The following is a 16,691-nucleotide window of genomic DNA, read 5'->3' on the forward strand; positions in this document are numbered from 1 at the left end:
AAAAAAGACGCAACACCTGAGGAGGAGACAATGATCAAACATCTGGCGGCGGCTGCGCTGCTGCTTTCCACGGCGTGTCTTGCCATCGGCCCGGCCCGCGCCGCGGACCCCGGCATCACCGACACCGAGATCCTGATCGGCGACGTCGAGCCCTTGACCGGCCCGCCGGCGCTGCTCGGTGTCGCCGCCTCGATCGGCCACAAGATCGCGATCGCCGAGGCCAACGCCGCCGGCGGCATCAACGGCCGCAAGATCAAATATGTGCTGGAGGACGACGGCTACGTCACCGCGCGCACCATCCAGGGCGTCAAGAAGGTGATCGATGTCGACAAGGTGTTCGCGATGATCGGCATCTCAGGCTCGGGCCAGTCGATCGCGGTGATGCCGGTGCTGGAGAAATCCGGCATCCCGACCGTGATCGACGTCGCGCCGGTGAAATTCTTATGGGAGCCGCCGCGCAAGAACGTGTTCGTGGTCGGCCAGTCCTACGAGGAAGGCATCGTCCACCTCGTCAACTTCCTCGCCGACAAGAATGCCGGCAAGAAATGGGGCCTGATCACCCAGGACGACGATTACGGCATCACCGTGCGGGACGGCTTCGATTCCGTGGTCAAGGCCAAGAAGCTGAACGTAGTCTACAGCGGCAATTACAAGAAGGGTCAGCAGGACTTCTCGTCCGACATGCTGCAGCTGAAGGATTCCGGTGCCGAGGTGTTTCTGGCCGGCGGCATCATCGCCGAGAACATCGCGATGATGAAGGAGCTGGAGAAGCTCAGCATCAAGCCGGTGACCGGCATCTTCTGGCCCGGCCGCATCGAACCGGTGCTGAAGCTGATGGGCCCGGCGGGCGACGGCATCTACGCGGTCGACTATGTCGAGCCGTTCGCGGGCACCGCCGGCAAGGCGTTCCTGGAGAAGGCCAAGCCGCTGGTGTCGGAAGCCGAGTTCAAGGGCATCAACCGTTACACCATGACCGGCTATGCCGCCGCGAAAGTCCTGATCGCCGCGATCGAGCGCTGCGGCAAGCAGCTGACCTGGGCCTGCACCATCTCCGAGCTGGAGAAGACCAAGAATGTCGAGACCGGCGTGATGGCGCCGATCAGCTTTGGCCCCGGCATCCGCTTCTCCAACCAGAAGCTGCAGATCATGCAGGCCGACGCGGCGACGCTCAGCTTCAAGCCGGTGGACTAGGCCGCGATGAAGGTCCTGATCGTCTTTGCCCATCAGGAAGCGCAGTCCTTCAACGCCGCGCTGCTGGCGCGGTCAGTCTCCGAACTGACCGCGCTCGGGCACACGGTCAGGATCTCCGATCTTTACGCCATGCGGTTCAACCCGGTGGCAACCGCCGACGATTTTGGTGAACGGCGGTTTCCCGACCGGCTGCAATATGACCGCGAGCAGAAATACAACCTGCAACAGGAGTCACTCAGCGGCGACATCACGGCCGAGATCGAGAAGCTGCTGTGGTGCGACCTCCTGATCCTGCAGTTTCCGCTCTGGTGGTTCTCCGTCCCCGCCATCATGAAGGGCTGGATCGACCGCGTGTTCGTCAACGGCGCGATCTATGGCGCGGGCCGCCGCTACGACACCGGCGGCCTGGCCGGCCGCCGCGCCATGGTCGTGACCTCGACCGCCGCCTATCCCGGCATGTGCGCGCCCGACGGACTGGTCGGCGCACTCGATGTGGTGCTATGGCCGATCCAGAACGGCACCCTGGCCTATGCCGGCTGCAAGGTGCTGCCGCCCTTTGTGTCGTATTCGGTGAACTTCGTCGACGAGGCGACGCGGCACCGCTATCTCGATGACTACGCCGCGCGGCTGCGGCAGCTCGAGGCCACCGAGCCGCTGTTCTTCCATCCGCTGCAGGACTTTGGCCCGAATTGGCGCCTCAAGCCGGGCGTGATGGCGAAGGCGGTCGGTCAGGGCAAGCCTGCCAGCTAAGCGCGTATCCCGATTCTGCGACGCGCAAAAGCGCTGCGACCTCCTCTTTCCACCCAACAGCAGCATATTGCAGCCATCAAGAGAGGGCCCGCTGGCTGACGGTGCGTCACATATGTGCTTTCGAGACGGGTGTTACGGGAATATTATAGGAAAGTATTAGGCGTCGGGAGCGTTGACCTGAGCTCAGGCAGGAAGCAAGTCGACGCGAGGTGCTTGACGTCCGCTTGGATAACCCGCACACCCAGACGGACCAACGAACGCCCTCAATGCCCGCGATTTTGATTTTGCATTGCAAATCGGTCAGATAGTCATGGCCTCACGCTCGGGCACCCGGATCGCTCGAAAAGCCCGCTCCAAAGCCGAGGTGGATTTTGCCACCTGGCTTATGATGGCCAAGCTCGGCAGTTTCGATGACTTGCCGCCAAATGCGCAGGGGTTCTTGCTCAGCTATCGAGCCAGGCTCGAGCGGATGAGCGAGGCCGAGTCGAAAGTAGTGGCACTTCAAGAAGTCTACGCCAGTTATTATGGCGAGATGGGGGGCTGTGGCGCGGCGCCAGAACTGGATGCCCCCGCCAAATCCGGGGATAACGACACCGTGCAGTCCCAGAGACCGCGTAGGCCTCCGGCGGCTCGGCTGGCCGCCGGCGCTTCCGAAAGGCCAGCCGCCCGGATATCCGTACCGGCCCTGCTGATTTTCGCAGCCATGGTGGCCCTGATCGCCGCCTACACGTTTCTGGCGACTTGAGAAATCTAACATCAGCTTCGCAAAGAGATGATCCAATGGAGCTCAACAGCGCAGATCTTTCGACAATCCTGAACCGCCTGCTCGATACGGCCGCGGACAATCTCAGGGTCGCAAAGATCTTGGTTCAACTGGGTCTCGATCCCAACAACATCACCTATGATGCGCTATTCAATCGGCTGCTCGAAATTGTGCTGGCCAACATAACGCTTGCCAATATGTTTGCACTGGTCGGCGCCATCTTCTTTGTCGCTACCTTGCTGATGCAGACGATGGTGCCGCTGCGCATCGCGAATATGGCAGGCTGTTCATTCTTCGCGACCTTCGGCGCGCTCTCCGGAAACGTCGGCACTTTTCTCCTGTATCTGCTGATGGTGCCGATCAATGCCGTTCGCCTCCGTCAAATGCTCAGGCTCGTCAAGAAGGCACGTGACGCGGCGCAGGGTGACATGTCGATGGAATGGCTCAAACCGTTCATGACCGAACGCAAATACCGGCGAGGCGACAGATTATTCAAGAAGGGGGATGCGGCGACCGAAATGTTCCTCACCGTCACGGGGAGGTTTCTGGTCAAGGAGATCAACGTCGAGCTGCCGCCGGGACGTCTCATGGGAGAACTTGGCTTCCTTACGCCCAATAACCGACGGACCGGGACGGTCGAATGCATAGACGACGGACAAGTTCTCACCATCACCTATGACAGGCTGCTGGAACTTTACTTTCAAAATCCGCAATTCGGCTATTATTTCCTCATCCTGACCAGCCGGCGACTGCTGGAAAATATCGAGCGGCTCGAAAAAGCCGTAGTACAACAAAATGCCGGACCGCAGGTAACGGCTGCCAGCGATGTGCCTTGAGACTCGTGCTATCCACGCTTCGCAAGGAGAGCGCGTCACACGGCCGTGCGCGCATTTGAGGTACGCTTGCGCGCGCCCTTCACATCCGCTTCGCGACCTCTTCCAGCATCACCTCGGTGGCGCCGCCGCCGATGGTCAGCACGCGGGCGTCGCGCACCATCCGCTCGATCGGGGTGCCGCGCATGAAGCCTGAGCCGCCGTGCAGTTGCAGGCAGCCATGCACGACCTCGTGCAGCACCTCCGGCGACAGCGCCTTGACCATCGACACTTCGCGCAGACACTCCTGTCCGGCCGCGGCGAGCTCGGCGGCCTGATAGGCCAGCGCCCGCGCCGCCGCTGCCTTGGCGGCGAGCTGGGCGAGCTTCAATCGCACCCCCTGCTGATTCCAGAGCGGACCGCCGAATGCCTGCCGCGTCTTCACATAGTTCGCCGTCAGCTCGATCGCCTTGGCAGACTCGCCGGCGCAGATGCCGCCAATGCAGATGCGCTCGTTCTGGAAGGTCTCCATGATGCCATAGAAGCCCTTGTTCTCATCGCCGAGCAGGTTCTCCGCCGGCACGCGCACGTCCTGGAACGCGATCTCGGCGGTGTCCGAGCAGAGCCAGCCGTGCTTGTCGAGCTTGGTCGCCGTAATGCCCGGCGTGTTGCGCTCGACGATGAACAGTGAGATGCCGCGGCTGCCCTTGGCATGCGGGTCGGTCCGCGCGGCGACGATCAGGATGTCGCCATAGACCGCGTTGGTGATGAACATCTTGGCGCCGTTGATCACCCAACTATCGCCATCGCGCCGCGCCCGCGTCTTCAGGCCTGCGACGTCGGAGCCCGCATCCGGTTCGGTCACCGCGATCGAGCAGACGGTCTCGCCGCGGATGATCGCCGGCAAATATTTCTGCTTCTGCTCCGGCGTGCCGCGCAAACTGATGTGCACCGCCGACATGTCGGTGTGCACCAGGATCGAGGAGGTGAAGCCGCCAAAGCTCGAGCGGCCCAGCTCCTCGGCGAACACCATCGAGGCAAGCGGCCCCATGTCGGTGCCGCCATATTCGGCGGCGTGGCGCATGCCGAGAAAGCCGAGCGCGCCCATCCGGCGATAGATCTCGCGCGGGATCTTGCCGTCGCGCTCCCACGCCTCGGCATGCGGCACCACTTCCTTCTCGACAAACCGACGCACCTGCTCGCGCAGCATGCGCAGCTCCTCGGGCAGATTGGGCTGCTCGGCGAAATGGAACTCGGCTTCGGTGAGCTGGCGCGGGTCCGAGGTCATGACGTTCATTGTGGCGCCCTCTGATGGCCGATGTGAAGATGCTTGCGCAGAAAATTCGCGAGGGATGCGATCGCCTCTCCCGCCTGCGGAATCTCCGGGAACATCTGGAAGACGTGGATCAAGCCGTCCCAGACCTGCAGCTCGACGTCGACGCCGGCGGCCTTCGCTTTTGCGGCCAGTTCCGTTGCATCATCACGCACGGTCTCGCGGTCGCCGACTTGCACGAGCAGCGGCGGCAGGCCGGCGAGATCGGCGTAAAGCGGCGAGGCCAGCGGATCACGGGGATCACCGTGCTTGCCGAGATAGTTCTTGGCCAGCGCCAGGATCATCGCGCGCTGGTGGATCGGGTCGGCCTCGGCCCTGCTCTGATAGCTCGTGCCGGCAGCAGTGAGATCGGTCCAGGGCGACATCAGCGCGCCGGCGACGGGGAGCGGCAAACCTCGGTCGCGTGCCGCCAGCATCACGGAGAGCACGAGATTGCCGCCGGCGGAGTCCCCGGCGAAGGCAATCTCCGCCGGACGCAACCCCTGATCGCGCAGATATTGATAGGCCATCAGCGCATCATCTAGCGCGGCGGGAAAGTGATGCTCGGGCGCAAGACGATAGTTGATGGTAAGCACACGGCAGCCGGATGCATCGGCGATCCGCGCGGCGAGATCGCGATGCGAGGCGACCGAGCCGATCCGGAAGCCGCCGCCGTGAAAATAGAGCACCGCCTTGTCGCGCGGCGCATCCGGCGGCACGATCCATTCGCCATCGACACCGTCGGCGGAGACCTGCCGGCAAGTCACCGGCACCGAGCAGCCGGCGAAGGCCGCGTCCCAATCGCTGCGCATCTGCGCCACTGACGTCTCGCGGGTCCAGTTGCGATAGATCGCACGCAGGCGCTCGATCGCGCGATCAACCGGCGTGACTGCGATATCGTCGCCCGCGCTGCTCATCTCAGCCGCCGATGCCCATGCCGCCGGAAACGCCGAGCGTCTCGCCGGTGATATAGGCGGCCTGGTCGGAAGCCAGGAACAGCGCGGCGGCGGCGACCTCCTCCGGCTCGCCGAGCCGGCCGAGCAGCGTCGCGCCTGTCATCGCCTGCAAAATCCTGTCGCCGCCTTTTGCGACGGCCTGCTCCAGCATCGGCGTGCGGATCGGCCCCGGCGCGATCGCGTTCGCCGTGATGCGAAAGCGCGCATTCTCCCGCGCGATGCTCCGGGTGAAAGAAATCACGCCGCCCTTGGCCGCCGAATAGACCGCGCCGCCCTTCGAGCCGAGCCGCGCCGCCTCCGAGGTGACGTTGATGATACGGCCGAACCGGGCCGCCTGCATCGCCGGCAACGCGGCGTGGGTGCATGCCAGCACCGAGGTGAGATTGACCGCAATCAGCCGCGCCCAATCCTCTGCCGTGGTATCCGTGAAGAAGGCGTGCTGATCGACGCCAGCGTTGTTGACGACAATGTCGAACGGACCGTCCTGAGCCATCACGGCCTGCACCGCCGTGGCATCGCTGACGTCAAGTCCTGCAACGTCAGCGCCGGTCTCACGCGCGAGCTCCGAGGCCGCAGCGACGTCGAGATCGGCGATCACGACCTTGGCGCCGGCCCCGGCAAAGCTGCGGACAATCGCAGCGCCAATGCCACGCGCGCCGCCGGAGACGAAGGCGCGGCGGCCATCGAGACGTCCGAATGACAGGGTGCCGGCCACCTCAGCGCCCCGTGAAGACAGGCTTGCGCCGTTCGATCACGGCGGCGAGCCCTTCGCGGGCATCGGCCATCCCGGAAAGCTCGGCAACCGTGCGCGCCTCTTCCGACAGGCACTGCTCGACGCTGGTGCCGGTGCCGGCCCAGACCAGCCGCTTGGTCGCCGCCAGCGCCTTCGGCGCGCCGGCCGCGAGCTCGCGTGCCAGCGCAAGCGATGCGTCGGCAAGCTCGGCATCGGGCACGACCTTGGTGACGATGCCCATCTGCAGCGCTTCCGCCGCCGAGATGACAGGATTGGTCAACAGGATCGACATCGCCCGCCGCAAGCCGACCAGCCGCGACAGCGTCACGGAGACGCCAGCATCCGGCGCCATCGCCACCCGCGTGGCGCCCGCCAGGAATTTCGCCGATTCCGCCGCGACCACGATGTCGGAAGCGCAGACCAGGCCAAAGCCGCCACCACCCGCGGCAAAGCCCTGCACCGAGGCGATGACGGGCGCCTCCAGCCGCAGCAATCCGGTCACTGCGTTCTGCAGGTATGCCGTGGCCTGCCGGATATAGTCCGGCAGCTTCTCGCCCTTGGAGGCAAAGGCGCGGACATCGCCGCCGGCGCAGAAATTCGTCCCCTCGCCGCTCAGCAGCACCACGCGAAGATCCGGATGGCCGTGGCAGACCATGATGGCGTCGCACAGCGCGCTCAACAGCTCGGCGCTCATGCCGTTGGCCGCATCAGGACGGTTGAGCCGCAATCGCGCGATGCCGTCGGTGATGTCGAGCAGAACGGGGCCGTTGTCGATCATGGCGAGACCTTCCCCTAAAGCATGATCCGGAAAAGTGTGAAGCGGTTTTCCGGACAGATCATGCGCAGAAGCAATGATCTAAAGCGCGATGAAGTCATCGCGCTTTAGACCAGGAACGAGAGCGTGTAGATCGCCTTGTCGTTGTTGACGAGGATGACCTTCTTGGCGGCCATCCGCAATTCGCCATCGACATGGCGCAGCCTATATTCATTGCGCGCCGCCCATAGTGTGTCGTCGCGCAGGCTCGATTCGAAAATGAGACTGTTGCTGGCGACGGCGATGTCACCGTCGTCCGGCTGTTCGTCCATCAATTCGATGTTGGAAGTAAGCCGGCGCAGGTTCGACTGCGGCGTCTGGGTGAAATGCTTGCCGGTCATCAGCTGGCGGACCCGCAGCGCGATCCGCGAGCGGTTGTCGTAGATGATCGACATCTGCCGCTCGGGATCGATGTCGGCGCCGTTGGCCGGCACCCAATAGACGCCGTCGTCGGTCCAGAGCTTTTCCCAGGCCTCGTATTGATGCTCGTCCTGCAGCCGCGCCTCGCGATAGAGGAAGGCGGTGATGGCGCTCATCAACGTGGCGCTGCTCTCGCGCGACAGCATCAGGCAGGCTCCATCAGCTTGCGATAGTGGGTCCAGATGCCGCGCGACGGCACCTCGTCGGTGACGTGGCCGACCGTGAAGCCGAGCTCGTCCTGCCGCTGGCGCTTCTCGCCGCGGCCGAGGAAGATCCATTCGGGGTTGCGCGCCAGCACGCCGCGGTGACAGCGCTCGTACATCTCAGAGTCATCCGCGAGCAGGAACCCGGCCGGGCCGACCGAGCCCATGGTCTGCTGGCGCAGCCTTCGGTTCAGATCGGGCGCGCCCTTGAATTGCAGCGCGGTGACATGCTGCACGCTGTCGTCGACGCCGAGCGGCTGGATCACGAACATCTGGATCTCCGCGATGAACAGGTTCGGGAAGATCATCACATGCGGCGTGCCGTCGATCATGATCTCGCGCGCCGCGGTGTCGCCGTAGGCGGCCTTCATGCGCGCGGTGTAGTCGGGCAACCGCTCCTCGCTGGTGCCGAACCAGCTCATCGGCGCGTCACGCTTGCGGAACTCGGGTCGCAGGTCGATCTCGGTGTGGCCATTGCCATAGTCGCGCGTCAGCGCGGTCGAGGCGCCGCCATAGAGCTTGCCGATCATGCTGTCGGCGACGCCGAAGATCGAGGTGTGCACGAAGGCCGGGTGATAGCCGTCGCACTCGTTCTCCAGGATGAACTTCCAGTTCGCCTTGACGCGATGCTTGAGGAAGCCCGCCGTGATTTCGACCTCGCCCTCGGGCGAGGTGCGCACCAGGCGATCGATGGTCTCGGCGGCGCCGCCGAGATGTTCCTTCAAAGTCGGCCCATCGGCCGCGAACGAGCCGAACACAAAGCCGCGATAGGATTCGACACGCGTCACCCGCCCGAGCGCGAGCTGCGACTTGTCCTGCCCCTCGTAACCATCCGGGAAGGCATAGCCGACCAGGCGGCCGTCATTGGCGAAGGTCCAGGAATGGAACGGACAGGTAAACGAGCGCGCATTGCCGCGCTCAAAGGAACAAACCTGGTTGCCGCGATGCGAGCAGCGATTCAGCAGCAGATTGACCTTGCCCTGCTCGTCGCGCGTCATGATCACGGATTGCGGGCCGATCGACTTGACGACGTAGTCGTTGGCATCAGGAACCTCGCTCTCGTGGCCGACATAGACCCAGGTCCGGTACCAGATGCTCTTGAGCTCGGCCTCGAAGATCTCGGGATCGGTGTAGAGCGATCCATGGACCCGGTCGGGCCGGATCAGCCGTTCCCACGGCGGGACGCCGGTCATCATGTTCATCGCTCCGTCTCCCTCGCCGGCCGCTTGCCGCGGATACCTTCACCGGCCGCCAATAATAATCCGAACGACCGTTCGGTCAATGAATAACACGGTCGCCACGGGCCGGCAAGCTTCTTTCCGAACGCTACGTATCCGGGGCAGTGCGCCAAGATGCAATTCCCGGTCGTCGGCGGCCTGACCGCGTCAGCCCTGCGCCGCGCCACCTTCGCGTTCGCCGCCGGCGATCTGCTGCAGCATCGACTTCGGCGTCGTCGCGAGCTCGATCTTGAGCTGGTCGCAGATCGCCCGCCGCAGCAAGCGTTCGATTCCTGTCGCGATGTCGCGGTCCGCCGCACGCGCGTCCTCACCGCTGGCCCAGAGCAGAAGCTGCCCGAGCCGCCGGTCGCCATCGTCGCGCAACGCCTCGATCGCGGCAGGGTCGGACATCTCGCCCTGGATGCGGGGCGTCGCCGGAATCTCCGGATGCGTCATGCCATCGGCCAATCGCGCGACCGCCGCGAAAGTATCGTCCTGTAGCCGCACCTGCCCGAGCAGCGGCCCGGCCTTCCAGTCGGCCGCGAGCTTGATGCCGTTCAGGGCATAGATCGCGGAGAACACCTGCCCGCGGACAAAATCGTCGTTGCTGTTCGGCACCACATGGCTTTGCAGGGCGTCGATGATGCCGTCGATCAGCCGCTCGAAAGATGCGCTCATGCCGCGGCCTCCAGCGCCCGCTCGAAGGCGCGCACGATCGAGGGCATCTGGCTTGCCATCACCGCAAGCCGCATGTCGTTGAAGCGATCGACCTCGAAGGCGCGCACCGCACACATCTGGATCGTTGCCGCCTGATACAGCGCATAGGCCTCGTAGAATGCCAGGCTCTTCTCCGAAACCGGAATGCCGGAGGCGCGCTGATAGAGATCGATCACCTCGGCGCGCTCGAGCACACCATAGAGCTTCCGGCTCCTGGCGTTGAAGGTCGGCATCATCGCCCAGGCCAGATCCTCATGGGGATCGCCGAGATGGGTCAGCTCCCAATCGAGAATGGCGGTGATCCGTCCATTATCCTCGATGAAATTCCCGATCCGGTAGTCGCCATGCACGATGGTGCGGCGCGGCGGCTGCGGACAGTTTTCTTGCAGCCAGCGTCCGCCCCAATCGAGCAGCGGATAATAGCGCGCCGTCGGACGCGCGAGCGAGGCACGCCAGCCGGCGATCGCACGCAATTCCGCGCGTTCCTCGCCTTGCTGCAGCGATGCGAATGGCGTTGTGCTTGCGTCGATCCGGTGCAGCGAGGCGAGGATTTCGACGAACTGCCGGGCGATCGTGCGCTTGTGGTCCGGATCGAGTTCGCTTGCCGCCCAGGGCGCGGGAACGTCTCCCTCGACATGCGTGCAGATGAAGAATGGAAAGCCGATCTCGGCGCCATCCTGCTCGAATGAGACCAGCGCCGGAACCGGAACGCCGGTGCCGGCCAGCGACTGCAGCGCAGTGACCTGCGGCAGCACCGAGTAAGGTGCGAACAACCCGTTCGGCGGACCGACGCGCAGGATCAGCTTGCGGTCTCCTTCAGCAGAGGAACGGGCCACGAAAGCGTAGGTGATCCAGGAGAAGCCCGACGATTTGCGCCCGAAGCTCGTGATCTCCGTCTGCTGTCCGGATATCCGCGACAGATGCTGCGCAAGCGCCGACCGCACCGCGTCGTCATTCACCACGACCGGGCGAACATGCTCCGGTCCGGCACCCGGCACATCGTCGGAACGTTTTGCAGCCTCCTGCATCAATTCACCGACCTCGTATAACCCTGCCACTTCTCCTCGCGCAGCGCCGACTTCATGATCTTGCCGGAGCCGGTCAATGGCAATGGCTCGAGACGGATGTCGACCGAGCGCGGGCATTTGTAGCCCGCGATCAGGGTGCGGCAATGCGCGATCACGGTCTCCGGATCGAGCCGCGCGCCGTCCTTCGGCACCACGATGGCGTGCACCGCCTCGCCCCATTGCGGATCGGGCACCGCGATCACGGCGCATTCCCTGACATGCTCATGCTGGAAGATGGCGTTCTCCACCTCACCGGAATAGACGTTCTCGCCGCCGGAGACGATCATGTCCTTCAGGCGGTCGACGATATAGACAAAACCGTCCTCGTCCATCCAGGCGCCGTCGCCGGTGTGCAGCCAGCCGTTGCGCAGCACGCGCGCGCTTTCCTCGGGCTTGCGCCAGTAGCCGAGCATCACGCCGGCGCCGCGGATCGCGATCTCGCCGACCGTGCCGCGCGGCACCTCGTTGCCCGCGGCATCGACGATGCGGATTTCAACACCCGGTGCCGCCCGGCCGGCGGATTTGCGCTTTGCCGCCAGCGAGCCTTCCAGGGCATGATATTCCCATGGCAGGATCGTCGCCAGCGCCGCGCTCTCGGTCATGCCGTAGCCCTGGTGAAAGCGCCAGCTCGGCAGCACGCGCATCAGCTTGACCAGCAGCGCATCGGGCATCGGCGAGGCGCCATACTCGCAATCCCTAACGCTGCTCAGATCATAGCTGCCGAACGACGGATGATTGAGCATCATGTTGAGCATGGTCGGCACGAACAGGCAGTAGTCCACCTTGTGCTCGGCGATGGTCTTCATCGCCAGCTCGGGCTCGAACTTGGGGATCGTCACATGGGTGCCGCCGACCAAGGTCAGCGCGATCATCGGCGAGGTCCCGGCGAGATGGAACATGCCGGCCGAGTGCAGATATCTGGTGTCTTCGCGGAAGCGGAGGGCATAGATCCAGACCAGCGATTCATAGATGATGTTGGCGTGCGACAGCATCACGCCCTTGGGAAAACCCGTGGTGCCGCCGGTGTAGAAGATCCCTGCGAGATCGTTGTAGGCGCCGGAGGCATCCTCGATCGGCGCGTGCGCGACGAGCTCGTCATAGCTTTGCATGCCGTCGGGCACCTGCCCCTCGTCGAGATAGACCATCGCGGTGAGTGATTTTGCACCTCGCAGCCCAGACGCGATTTCGGCGAAGGCCTTGTCGACCAGCAGCAGTTTCGGCGTGGAATCGTCGATCGCATAGGCATTCTCGGCGACCGCCCAGCGCGTGTTGAGTGGCACCGCGACCGCGCCGGCCCAGGCGATGGCATAGAGCGCCTCGATATAGAGATCGCTGTTGTGCGCGAGGATCGCGACGCGGTCGCCGGCCTCGATGCCGAGCCGCCGCAGTCCGCCCGCGGCACAGGCGACGCGCCGGCCGATCTCCTTCCAGCTCCGCGACCGTCCGGCATGGATGGTGCCCGGCGCATCCTTGCGCAACTGCACCGCCGAGATCAGCGCCTGCGTCAGCTTCATGTTTCCTCCACACCGTCATGCGGCCGCGCACGCGCGGATGTTTCCGTCGCACGTGAAGCCGATATGCCGCCCGGAGATTTAAGTTGATAATCCGGACAGACGGTCTATTATTACACAGCCAGCGCGAGGGGTAAAGCCTTTGAAGGCTTCCATCGCCGGATCAACCAGCCCCGCAAAAGAGGGCGTCATGGGAGGGGAAGATGCGAAAGCCAGTGGTCACGCTTGCGGTGTGGGCGTTCGCGCTCACCGGTGCGCTCGGAACGGCTGAAGCCCAGAAGGCCTATGGTCCGGGGGTCAGCGACACCGAGATCATGCTCGGCGCCAATGCGCCCTACAGCGGCCCGGCGTCGATCTATGCGAGCTTCCCGAAAACCATGCTCGCCTATTTCGCAATGCTGAACGAGAAGGGCGGCATCAACGGCCGCCATATCAACTTCGTGACGCGCGACGACGCCTATAGCCCGCCCAAGACCGTCGAGGTGACGCGCGCGCTGGTCGAGAACGACAAGGTGCTCGCGATCATGGCGCCGTTCGGCACGCCGACCAACGCCGCGATCCAGAAATACCTCAACAGCAACGGCGTCCCGCATCTGCTGGTGCAGAGCGGCGGCACCCGCTGGAACGATCCGAAGCAGTTTCCGTGGACGACACCCTACTCGCCGACCTACGTCAACGAATCCCGGATCATCGCGCGCTATGTGCTGCGCGAGAAGCCGGACGCAAAAATCGGCGTGCTCTTGCAGGCCGACGACATCGGCAAGGACTTTGTGCTTGGCCTCAAGGAAGGGCTCGGCGCCAAAGCTGACACCATGATCGTCAAGGAAGCGATGTATCAGTCGACCGAGCCGACGATCGACTCCCAGATCGTCAATCTGAAGGCCTCCGGCGCCGATACCATCTTGATCGCCGCGCAGAACAAGTTCGCCTCGATGGCGATCCGCAAGATCCACGAGCTCGGCTGGAAGCCGCTGATCTTTCTCGGCTCGACCGCGAATTCGATCGCCGGCGTGCTGGTGCCGGCAGGGATCGAGGCCTCGACCGGCATCCTGACCACGACCTCCTACAAGACGCCGAACGATCCGGCCTGGGCCAGCGACAAGGGCATGGTCGACTATCTCGCCTTCGCCGCGAAATACATGCCGGGCATGGACCCGAACGACGTGATCGCGGTGACCGGCTACACCACGGCGCAACTCGGCGCGATCATCCTGCAGCGCTGCGGCGACAATCTCACGCGGGAGAATGTGTTGAAGCAGGCCACCAATCTGAGCGGCATCGAGCTGCCGATGCTGCTGCCGGGCATCACCATCCAGACCACGCCGCAGGATTACGCGGCAATCACCGAACGCCGCTTTGCCCGCTTCGACGGCAAGACCTGGGTGCTGTTCGGCGACATCGTGGGCGCGGGCGCGGCCAAGGACTGACCCCGCGCCGCGCATCCGACTGACCGAACCGGCTCAAACACCAAGGACAAGAACAATGCTGACAGCCCAGGACGATCTCATCGGCCACCAGACGCCCGAGCCGTTTGCCAAGGCAGGCGGCGGTGATGCCAGGTTCACCGAGCGCTACTGGTACACCGCGCATCCGATCGACGGCTCCGAGCTGCTGATCGATATCGGGCTCGGCTACTACCCGAACCGCAACGTGATGGACGGCTTTGCCGGCATCACCGTCGGCCGCCGCCAGCACAATTTCCGCGCCTCGCGCCGGCTCGGGACGCGCCCGCTGGAGACGGAGGTCGGCGGGCTGAAAATCGAGATCGTCGAGGGCATGGGCCTGCACCGGGTCTCACTCGCCGACAATCCGTCCGGGATCAGCTTCACGCTCGAATTCAAGGCGAGCTTTCCGGCGGCGCAGGAGAAGCAGAATTTTCGGGAGCGCAACGGCGTCGTCGAGGAGGATCTCGCACGCGTCTCGCAGTTCGGCCGCTGGCGCGGCTGGATCGTGGTCGATGGCAAGCGCATCAACATCGAACCCGAGCTGTGGTGGGGACAGCGCGACCGCTCCTGGGGGCTGCGCTCCGAGATGCGCACCGACGAGACCAGGCCGCCGGTGGCGACCCACCGCAACTTCTTCTGGACCTGGTCGATGTTCCAGTTCGAGCAGTCCGCGCTGTCGATCTTCATCAAGGAGCGCACACCAGGCAAGCCGCATTACCTCTCGGGCACCGAGTTCCGCCGCGAGGCCGACGGATCGGTGTCGCATCGCGAGGTCACCTCGGTCGAGCACAGGATCGAGTGGGCTGACGATCCGCTCGGCCAGACCATCGCGGTATCCGATTTCAACTTCGCCTTCGATCGCGGCGAGCCGCGCCGCGTCAGGATGCACGGACTGCCGACGCGATTTTATCTCAAGGCCGGCATGTATGGCGGCCTGCAGGGCTGGAGCCATGGCGACGACCGCGGCGAGAACCATGCCGCGCACGACGTCTGGAATCTCGACGATGCCGCAACCCGCGCCGTCGCGCGCACGCTGTCGGACCATGTCGTCCGGCTCGAAAGCGGCAACGAGATCGGATTTGGCATCAGCGAATACGGCGTGGCGGCCGGCTATCCGCTCTATCCGGGACCGCAGAAATTCCCGGCCATGTGATGGACGGGCAAGATGGACGGACAAGGCATCCGCGTCGCGGAGGATCACGAAGCCGCGTGCGATCCGTGGGACGACAAGGCGGCCGAGGCGCTGGTCTCGCTCGAGACTGTCGCGCCGCTGCGCTATCGCAGCCGGTTCGGCGACGGCAATCTCAACGGCCGTTCCTATGGCGGCCAGATCCTCGGCCAGGCGATGATGGCCGCGACCCTCAGCGCGCCCGAAGACCGTCCGGCCGCGATGCTGCAGCTGTTGTTCCTCCGCGGCGCCGATCCTGGCAGGCGCATCACCTTTGATGCCGAAGTGCTGCAGGACGGCAAGCGATTCTCCTCGCGCCATATCGTCGGCACCCAGGGCGACGGACGCACCGTGCTGAGCGCGCAGGCCACGTTCTGCGCGCCGCAGCCGGGTCCGCGGCACGCGGCGCCGTTCGCGCCATCGGAGGATCCGGAAAACCTGCCCGATCTGACCATGATCCCCGACGCGCTGATGGCGCAGCTGCGGCCGCTCGGTCCCTACTCCCCGCACGTCAAGCCCAGCATGGATTTCCGGATCCCCGAGATCGAACGGCAGCTCTCGGCCGCGACCGCAGGACCACGCCTGCGCTTCTGGATCAAATGCAGGCAGCGACTCACGGCAGGTTCCCGCGCCCAGGCCGCGGTGTTCGCCTATCTCTCGGACTGGTGGCTCAACTTCTCCAGCGTCGGCGGCCATCTCCGCGATTTGCAGTCACGCGCGCCGCTCTATCTGTCGAGCCTCAACCATTGCATCTGGTTTCATCGGGCATTTTCACCCGACGCCTGGATGCATGTCGAAACCGAGAGCCCCTGCGCCGATGGTGGCCGTGGATTGTCGATCGCCCGCGTCCACGACCGCGATGGATCGATGCTCGCGACCTCGATCCAGGAAACTTTGATGGTGCATCCGGATGGCGATGCGTAGGTCACGCCGGGACAGTTGAGCGCGCGCCGCGATCGCGGCGGGGTTGCAGCCACCGCGTGTCATCGGTTCCATCGTCTGTTGAATCTCGGCAACACACGCAAACAAAATGCGCGGTCGCGCAGATTGCGCGTCTTGAATCACGACTGTGCCGCATCTCTGTCAAATCCTGCTTGCAGGTGGCGCAACAAAAACACTATCGGGGAAAACTGACATGCAGCAGGCACCGTCGGGCGCATGGAGCGCGGAATCGTCTGGATATGTCCTCTACTTCCAGCTTGCGAGCAACGGCGCGAGACGCGCGTGCAGCCTGACAATCCAGGCGGAAAGCGCCAACGAGGCCGCGCGGATCTTTCGCGAGAACTGGAGCGCAATCGAATCGATGGCGCGCGACGGCGTGAGCACGGGAGTGGTCGGCTCGGCGCCCGTCAGCCTCGCGATGTCGTGAGACTTCGCGCGAGGCGCGGCTGGCGAAACGGTTGAGGCTGAAGCGACGGCGGGTCGGAGCCTCCTGTCATAATCGCGTAGCGCTTGACGCAATGACGCAACAATCGATCCATGAGGTGCAAGGCTCGCGCAGACACGCGAGCCTTGCCATTTCTTAGAACGATTCAAATCCAATCCAGTTAGAGAGATTCAAGTCTGCTCCGGTTCTTTTCGCGCGCGGCGGCTGCTAGAGGCGCGGCGTGAA

At 64.2% G+C, this 16,691-nt stretch carries 17 protein-coding genes; 8 read left to right on the forward strand and 9 right to left on the reverse strand.

Annotated elements, in window-relative coordinates; translation table 11 throughout:
* Positions 1 to 30: 30 nt before the first annotated feature.
* The 4 genes from K359_RS0123160 (at position 31) to K359_RS52730 (ending at position 3,540) form a co-directional block, all read left to right on the forward strand.
* Positions 31 to 1,191 carry an ABC transporter substrate-binding protein gene (locus tag K359_RS0123160; RefSeq protein WP_029081473.1) on the forward strand — a complete coding sequence of 387 codons (1,161 nt, stop codon included), beginning with the start codon at positions 31 to 33 and terminating at the stop codon, positions 1,189 to 1,191.
* Between the two features lie 6 nt (positions 1,192 to 1,197).
* Positions 1,198 to 1,941: an NAD(P)H-dependent oxidoreductase gene (locus tag K359_RS0123165; protein ID WP_029081474.1), complete on the forward strand. Its 744-nt coding sequence runs from the start codon at positions 1,198 to 1,200 to the stop codon at positions 1,939 to 1,941.
* Positions 1,942 to 2,251: 310 nt separating this feature from the next.
* Positions 2,252 to 2,686, forward strand: a complete 435-nt coding sequence (locus K359_RS0123170; RefSeq protein WP_029081475.1) for a hypothetical protein — start codon at positions 2,252 to 2,254, stop codon at positions 2,684 to 2,686.
* Between the two features lie 35 nt (positions 2,687 to 2,721).
* Positions 2,722 to 3,540 carry a Crp/Fnr family transcriptional regulator gene (locus tag K359_RS52730; RefSeq protein ID WP_035976929.1) on the forward strand — a complete coding sequence of 273 codons (819 nt, stop codon included), beginning with the start codon at positions 2,722 to 2,724 and terminating at the stop codon, positions 3,538 to 3,540.
* A gap of 79 nt (positions 3,541 to 3,619) precedes the next feature.
* Here the strand turns inward: K359_RS52730 and K359_RS0123180 are convergent, their stop codons facing one another.
* From K359_RS0123180 to K359_RS0123220, 9 genes are all read right to left on the reverse strand, one after another.
* Positions 3,620 to 4,813 (reverse strand): acyl-CoA dehydrogenase family protein, encoded by a 1,194-nt coding sequence (locus K359_RS0123180; protein WP_084518480.1) that lies wholly within the window; start codon positions 4,811 to 4,813, stop codon positions 3,620 to 3,622.
* Complete coding sequence (locus tag K359_RS0123185) at positions 4,810 to 5,745, reverse strand: alpha/beta hydrolase (protein WP_029081477.1); 936 nt, start codon at positions 5,743 to 5,745, stop codon at positions 4,810 to 4,812. The genes K359_RS0123180 and K359_RS0123185 overlap by 4 nt, the downstream gene beginning before the upstream one ends.
* A 1-nt stretch (position 5,746) precedes the next feature.
* On the reverse strand, positions 5,747 to 6,499 hold the full coding sequence (locus K359_RS0123190; RefSeq protein WP_051346309.1) for an SDR family NAD(P)-dependent oxidoreductase: 753 nt from the start codon (positions 6,497 to 6,499) through the stop codon (positions 5,747 to 5,749).
* A 1-nt stretch (position 6,500) separates the two neighbouring features.
* The gene (locus K359_RS0123195) at positions 6,501 to 7,295 is read right to left on the reverse strand and encodes an enoyl-CoA hydratase/isomerase family protein (protein ID WP_029081479.1); all 795 of its coding nucleotides are present in this window, start codon (positions 7,293 to 7,295) and stop codon (positions 6,501 to 6,503) included.
* 104 nt (positions 7,296 to 7,399) lie between these two features.
* Positions 7,400 to 7,897, reverse strand: a complete 498-nt coding sequence (locus K359_RS0123200) for an aromatic-ring-hydroxylating dioxygenase subunit beta (protein ID WP_035976930.1) — start codon at positions 7,895 to 7,897, stop codon at positions 7,400 to 7,402.
* Entirely contained in the window at positions 7,897 to 9,156 is a 1,260-nt protein-coding gene (locus K359_RS0123205) for a Rieske 2Fe-2S domain-containing protein (RefSeq protein WP_029081481.1), read from the reverse strand. Before K359_RS0123205 ends, K359_RS0123200 begins: the two co-directional genes overlap by 1 nt.
* 183 nt (positions 9,157 to 9,339) lie before the next feature.
* The gene (locus K359_RS0123210) at positions 9,340 to 9,849 is read right to left on the reverse strand and encodes a hypothetical protein (protein WP_029081482.1); all 510 of its coding nucleotides are present in this window, start codon (positions 9,847 to 9,849) and stop codon (positions 9,340 to 9,342) included.
* Positions 9,846 to 10,946, reverse strand: coding sequence for a phosphotransferase family protein (locus K359_RS0123215; protein WP_165128279.1), 1,101 nt, complete (start codon positions 10,944 to 10,946; stop codon positions 9,846 to 9,848). The genes K359_RS0123210 and K359_RS0123215 overlap by 4 nt, the downstream gene beginning before the upstream one ends.
* Complete coding sequence (locus tag K359_RS0123220; protein WP_029081484.1) at positions 10,916 to 12,469, reverse strand: long-chain fatty acid--CoA ligase; 1,554 nt, start codon at positions 12,467 to 12,469, stop codon at positions 10,916 to 10,918. Before K359_RS0123220 ends, K359_RS0123215 begins: the two co-directional genes overlap by 31 nt.
* 200 nt (positions 12,470 to 12,669) lie before the next feature.
* Here K359_RS0123220 and K359_RS0123225 point away from each other — a divergent pair, with 200 nt between their 5' ends.
* The 4 genes from K359_RS0123225 (at position 12,670) to K359_RS61445 (ending at position 16,448) form a co-directional block, all read left to right on the forward strand.
* The gene (locus K359_RS0123225) at positions 12,670 to 13,893 is read left to right on the forward strand and encodes an ABC transporter substrate-binding protein (RefSeq protein ID WP_029081485.1); all 1,224 of its coding nucleotides are present in this window, start codon (positions 12,670 to 12,672) and stop codon (positions 13,891 to 13,893) included.
* 55 nt (positions 13,894 to 13,948) lie between these two features.
* The gene (locus K359_RS57375) at positions 13,949 to 15,064 is read left to right on the forward strand and encodes a hypothetical protein (protein WP_051346311.1); all 1,116 of its coding nucleotides are present in this window, start codon (positions 13,949 to 13,951) and stop codon (positions 15,062 to 15,064) included.
* Between the two features lie 12 nt (positions 15,065 to 15,076).
* Entirely contained in the window at positions 15,077 to 16,003 is a 927-nt protein-coding gene (locus K359_RS52740; RefSeq protein ID WP_051346313.1) for an acyl-CoA thioesterase II, read from the forward strand.
* A 211-nt stretch (positions 16,004 to 16,214) separates the two neighbouring features.
* A complete protein-coding gene (locus tag K359_RS61445) occupies positions 16,215 to 16,448 on the forward strand; it encodes a hypothetical protein (RefSeq protein WP_029081486.1) in 234 nt (77 codons plus the stop codon).
* Positions 16,449 to 16,691: the final 243 nt, after the last annotated feature.

Origin of the sequence: Bradyrhizobium sp. th-b2 (assembly GCF_000426785.1) — a bacterium.
Taxonomy (GTDB): domain Bacteria; phylum Pseudomonadota; class Alphaproteobacteria; order Rhizobiales; family Xanthobacteraceae; genus Bradyrhizobium; species Bradyrhizobium septentrionale.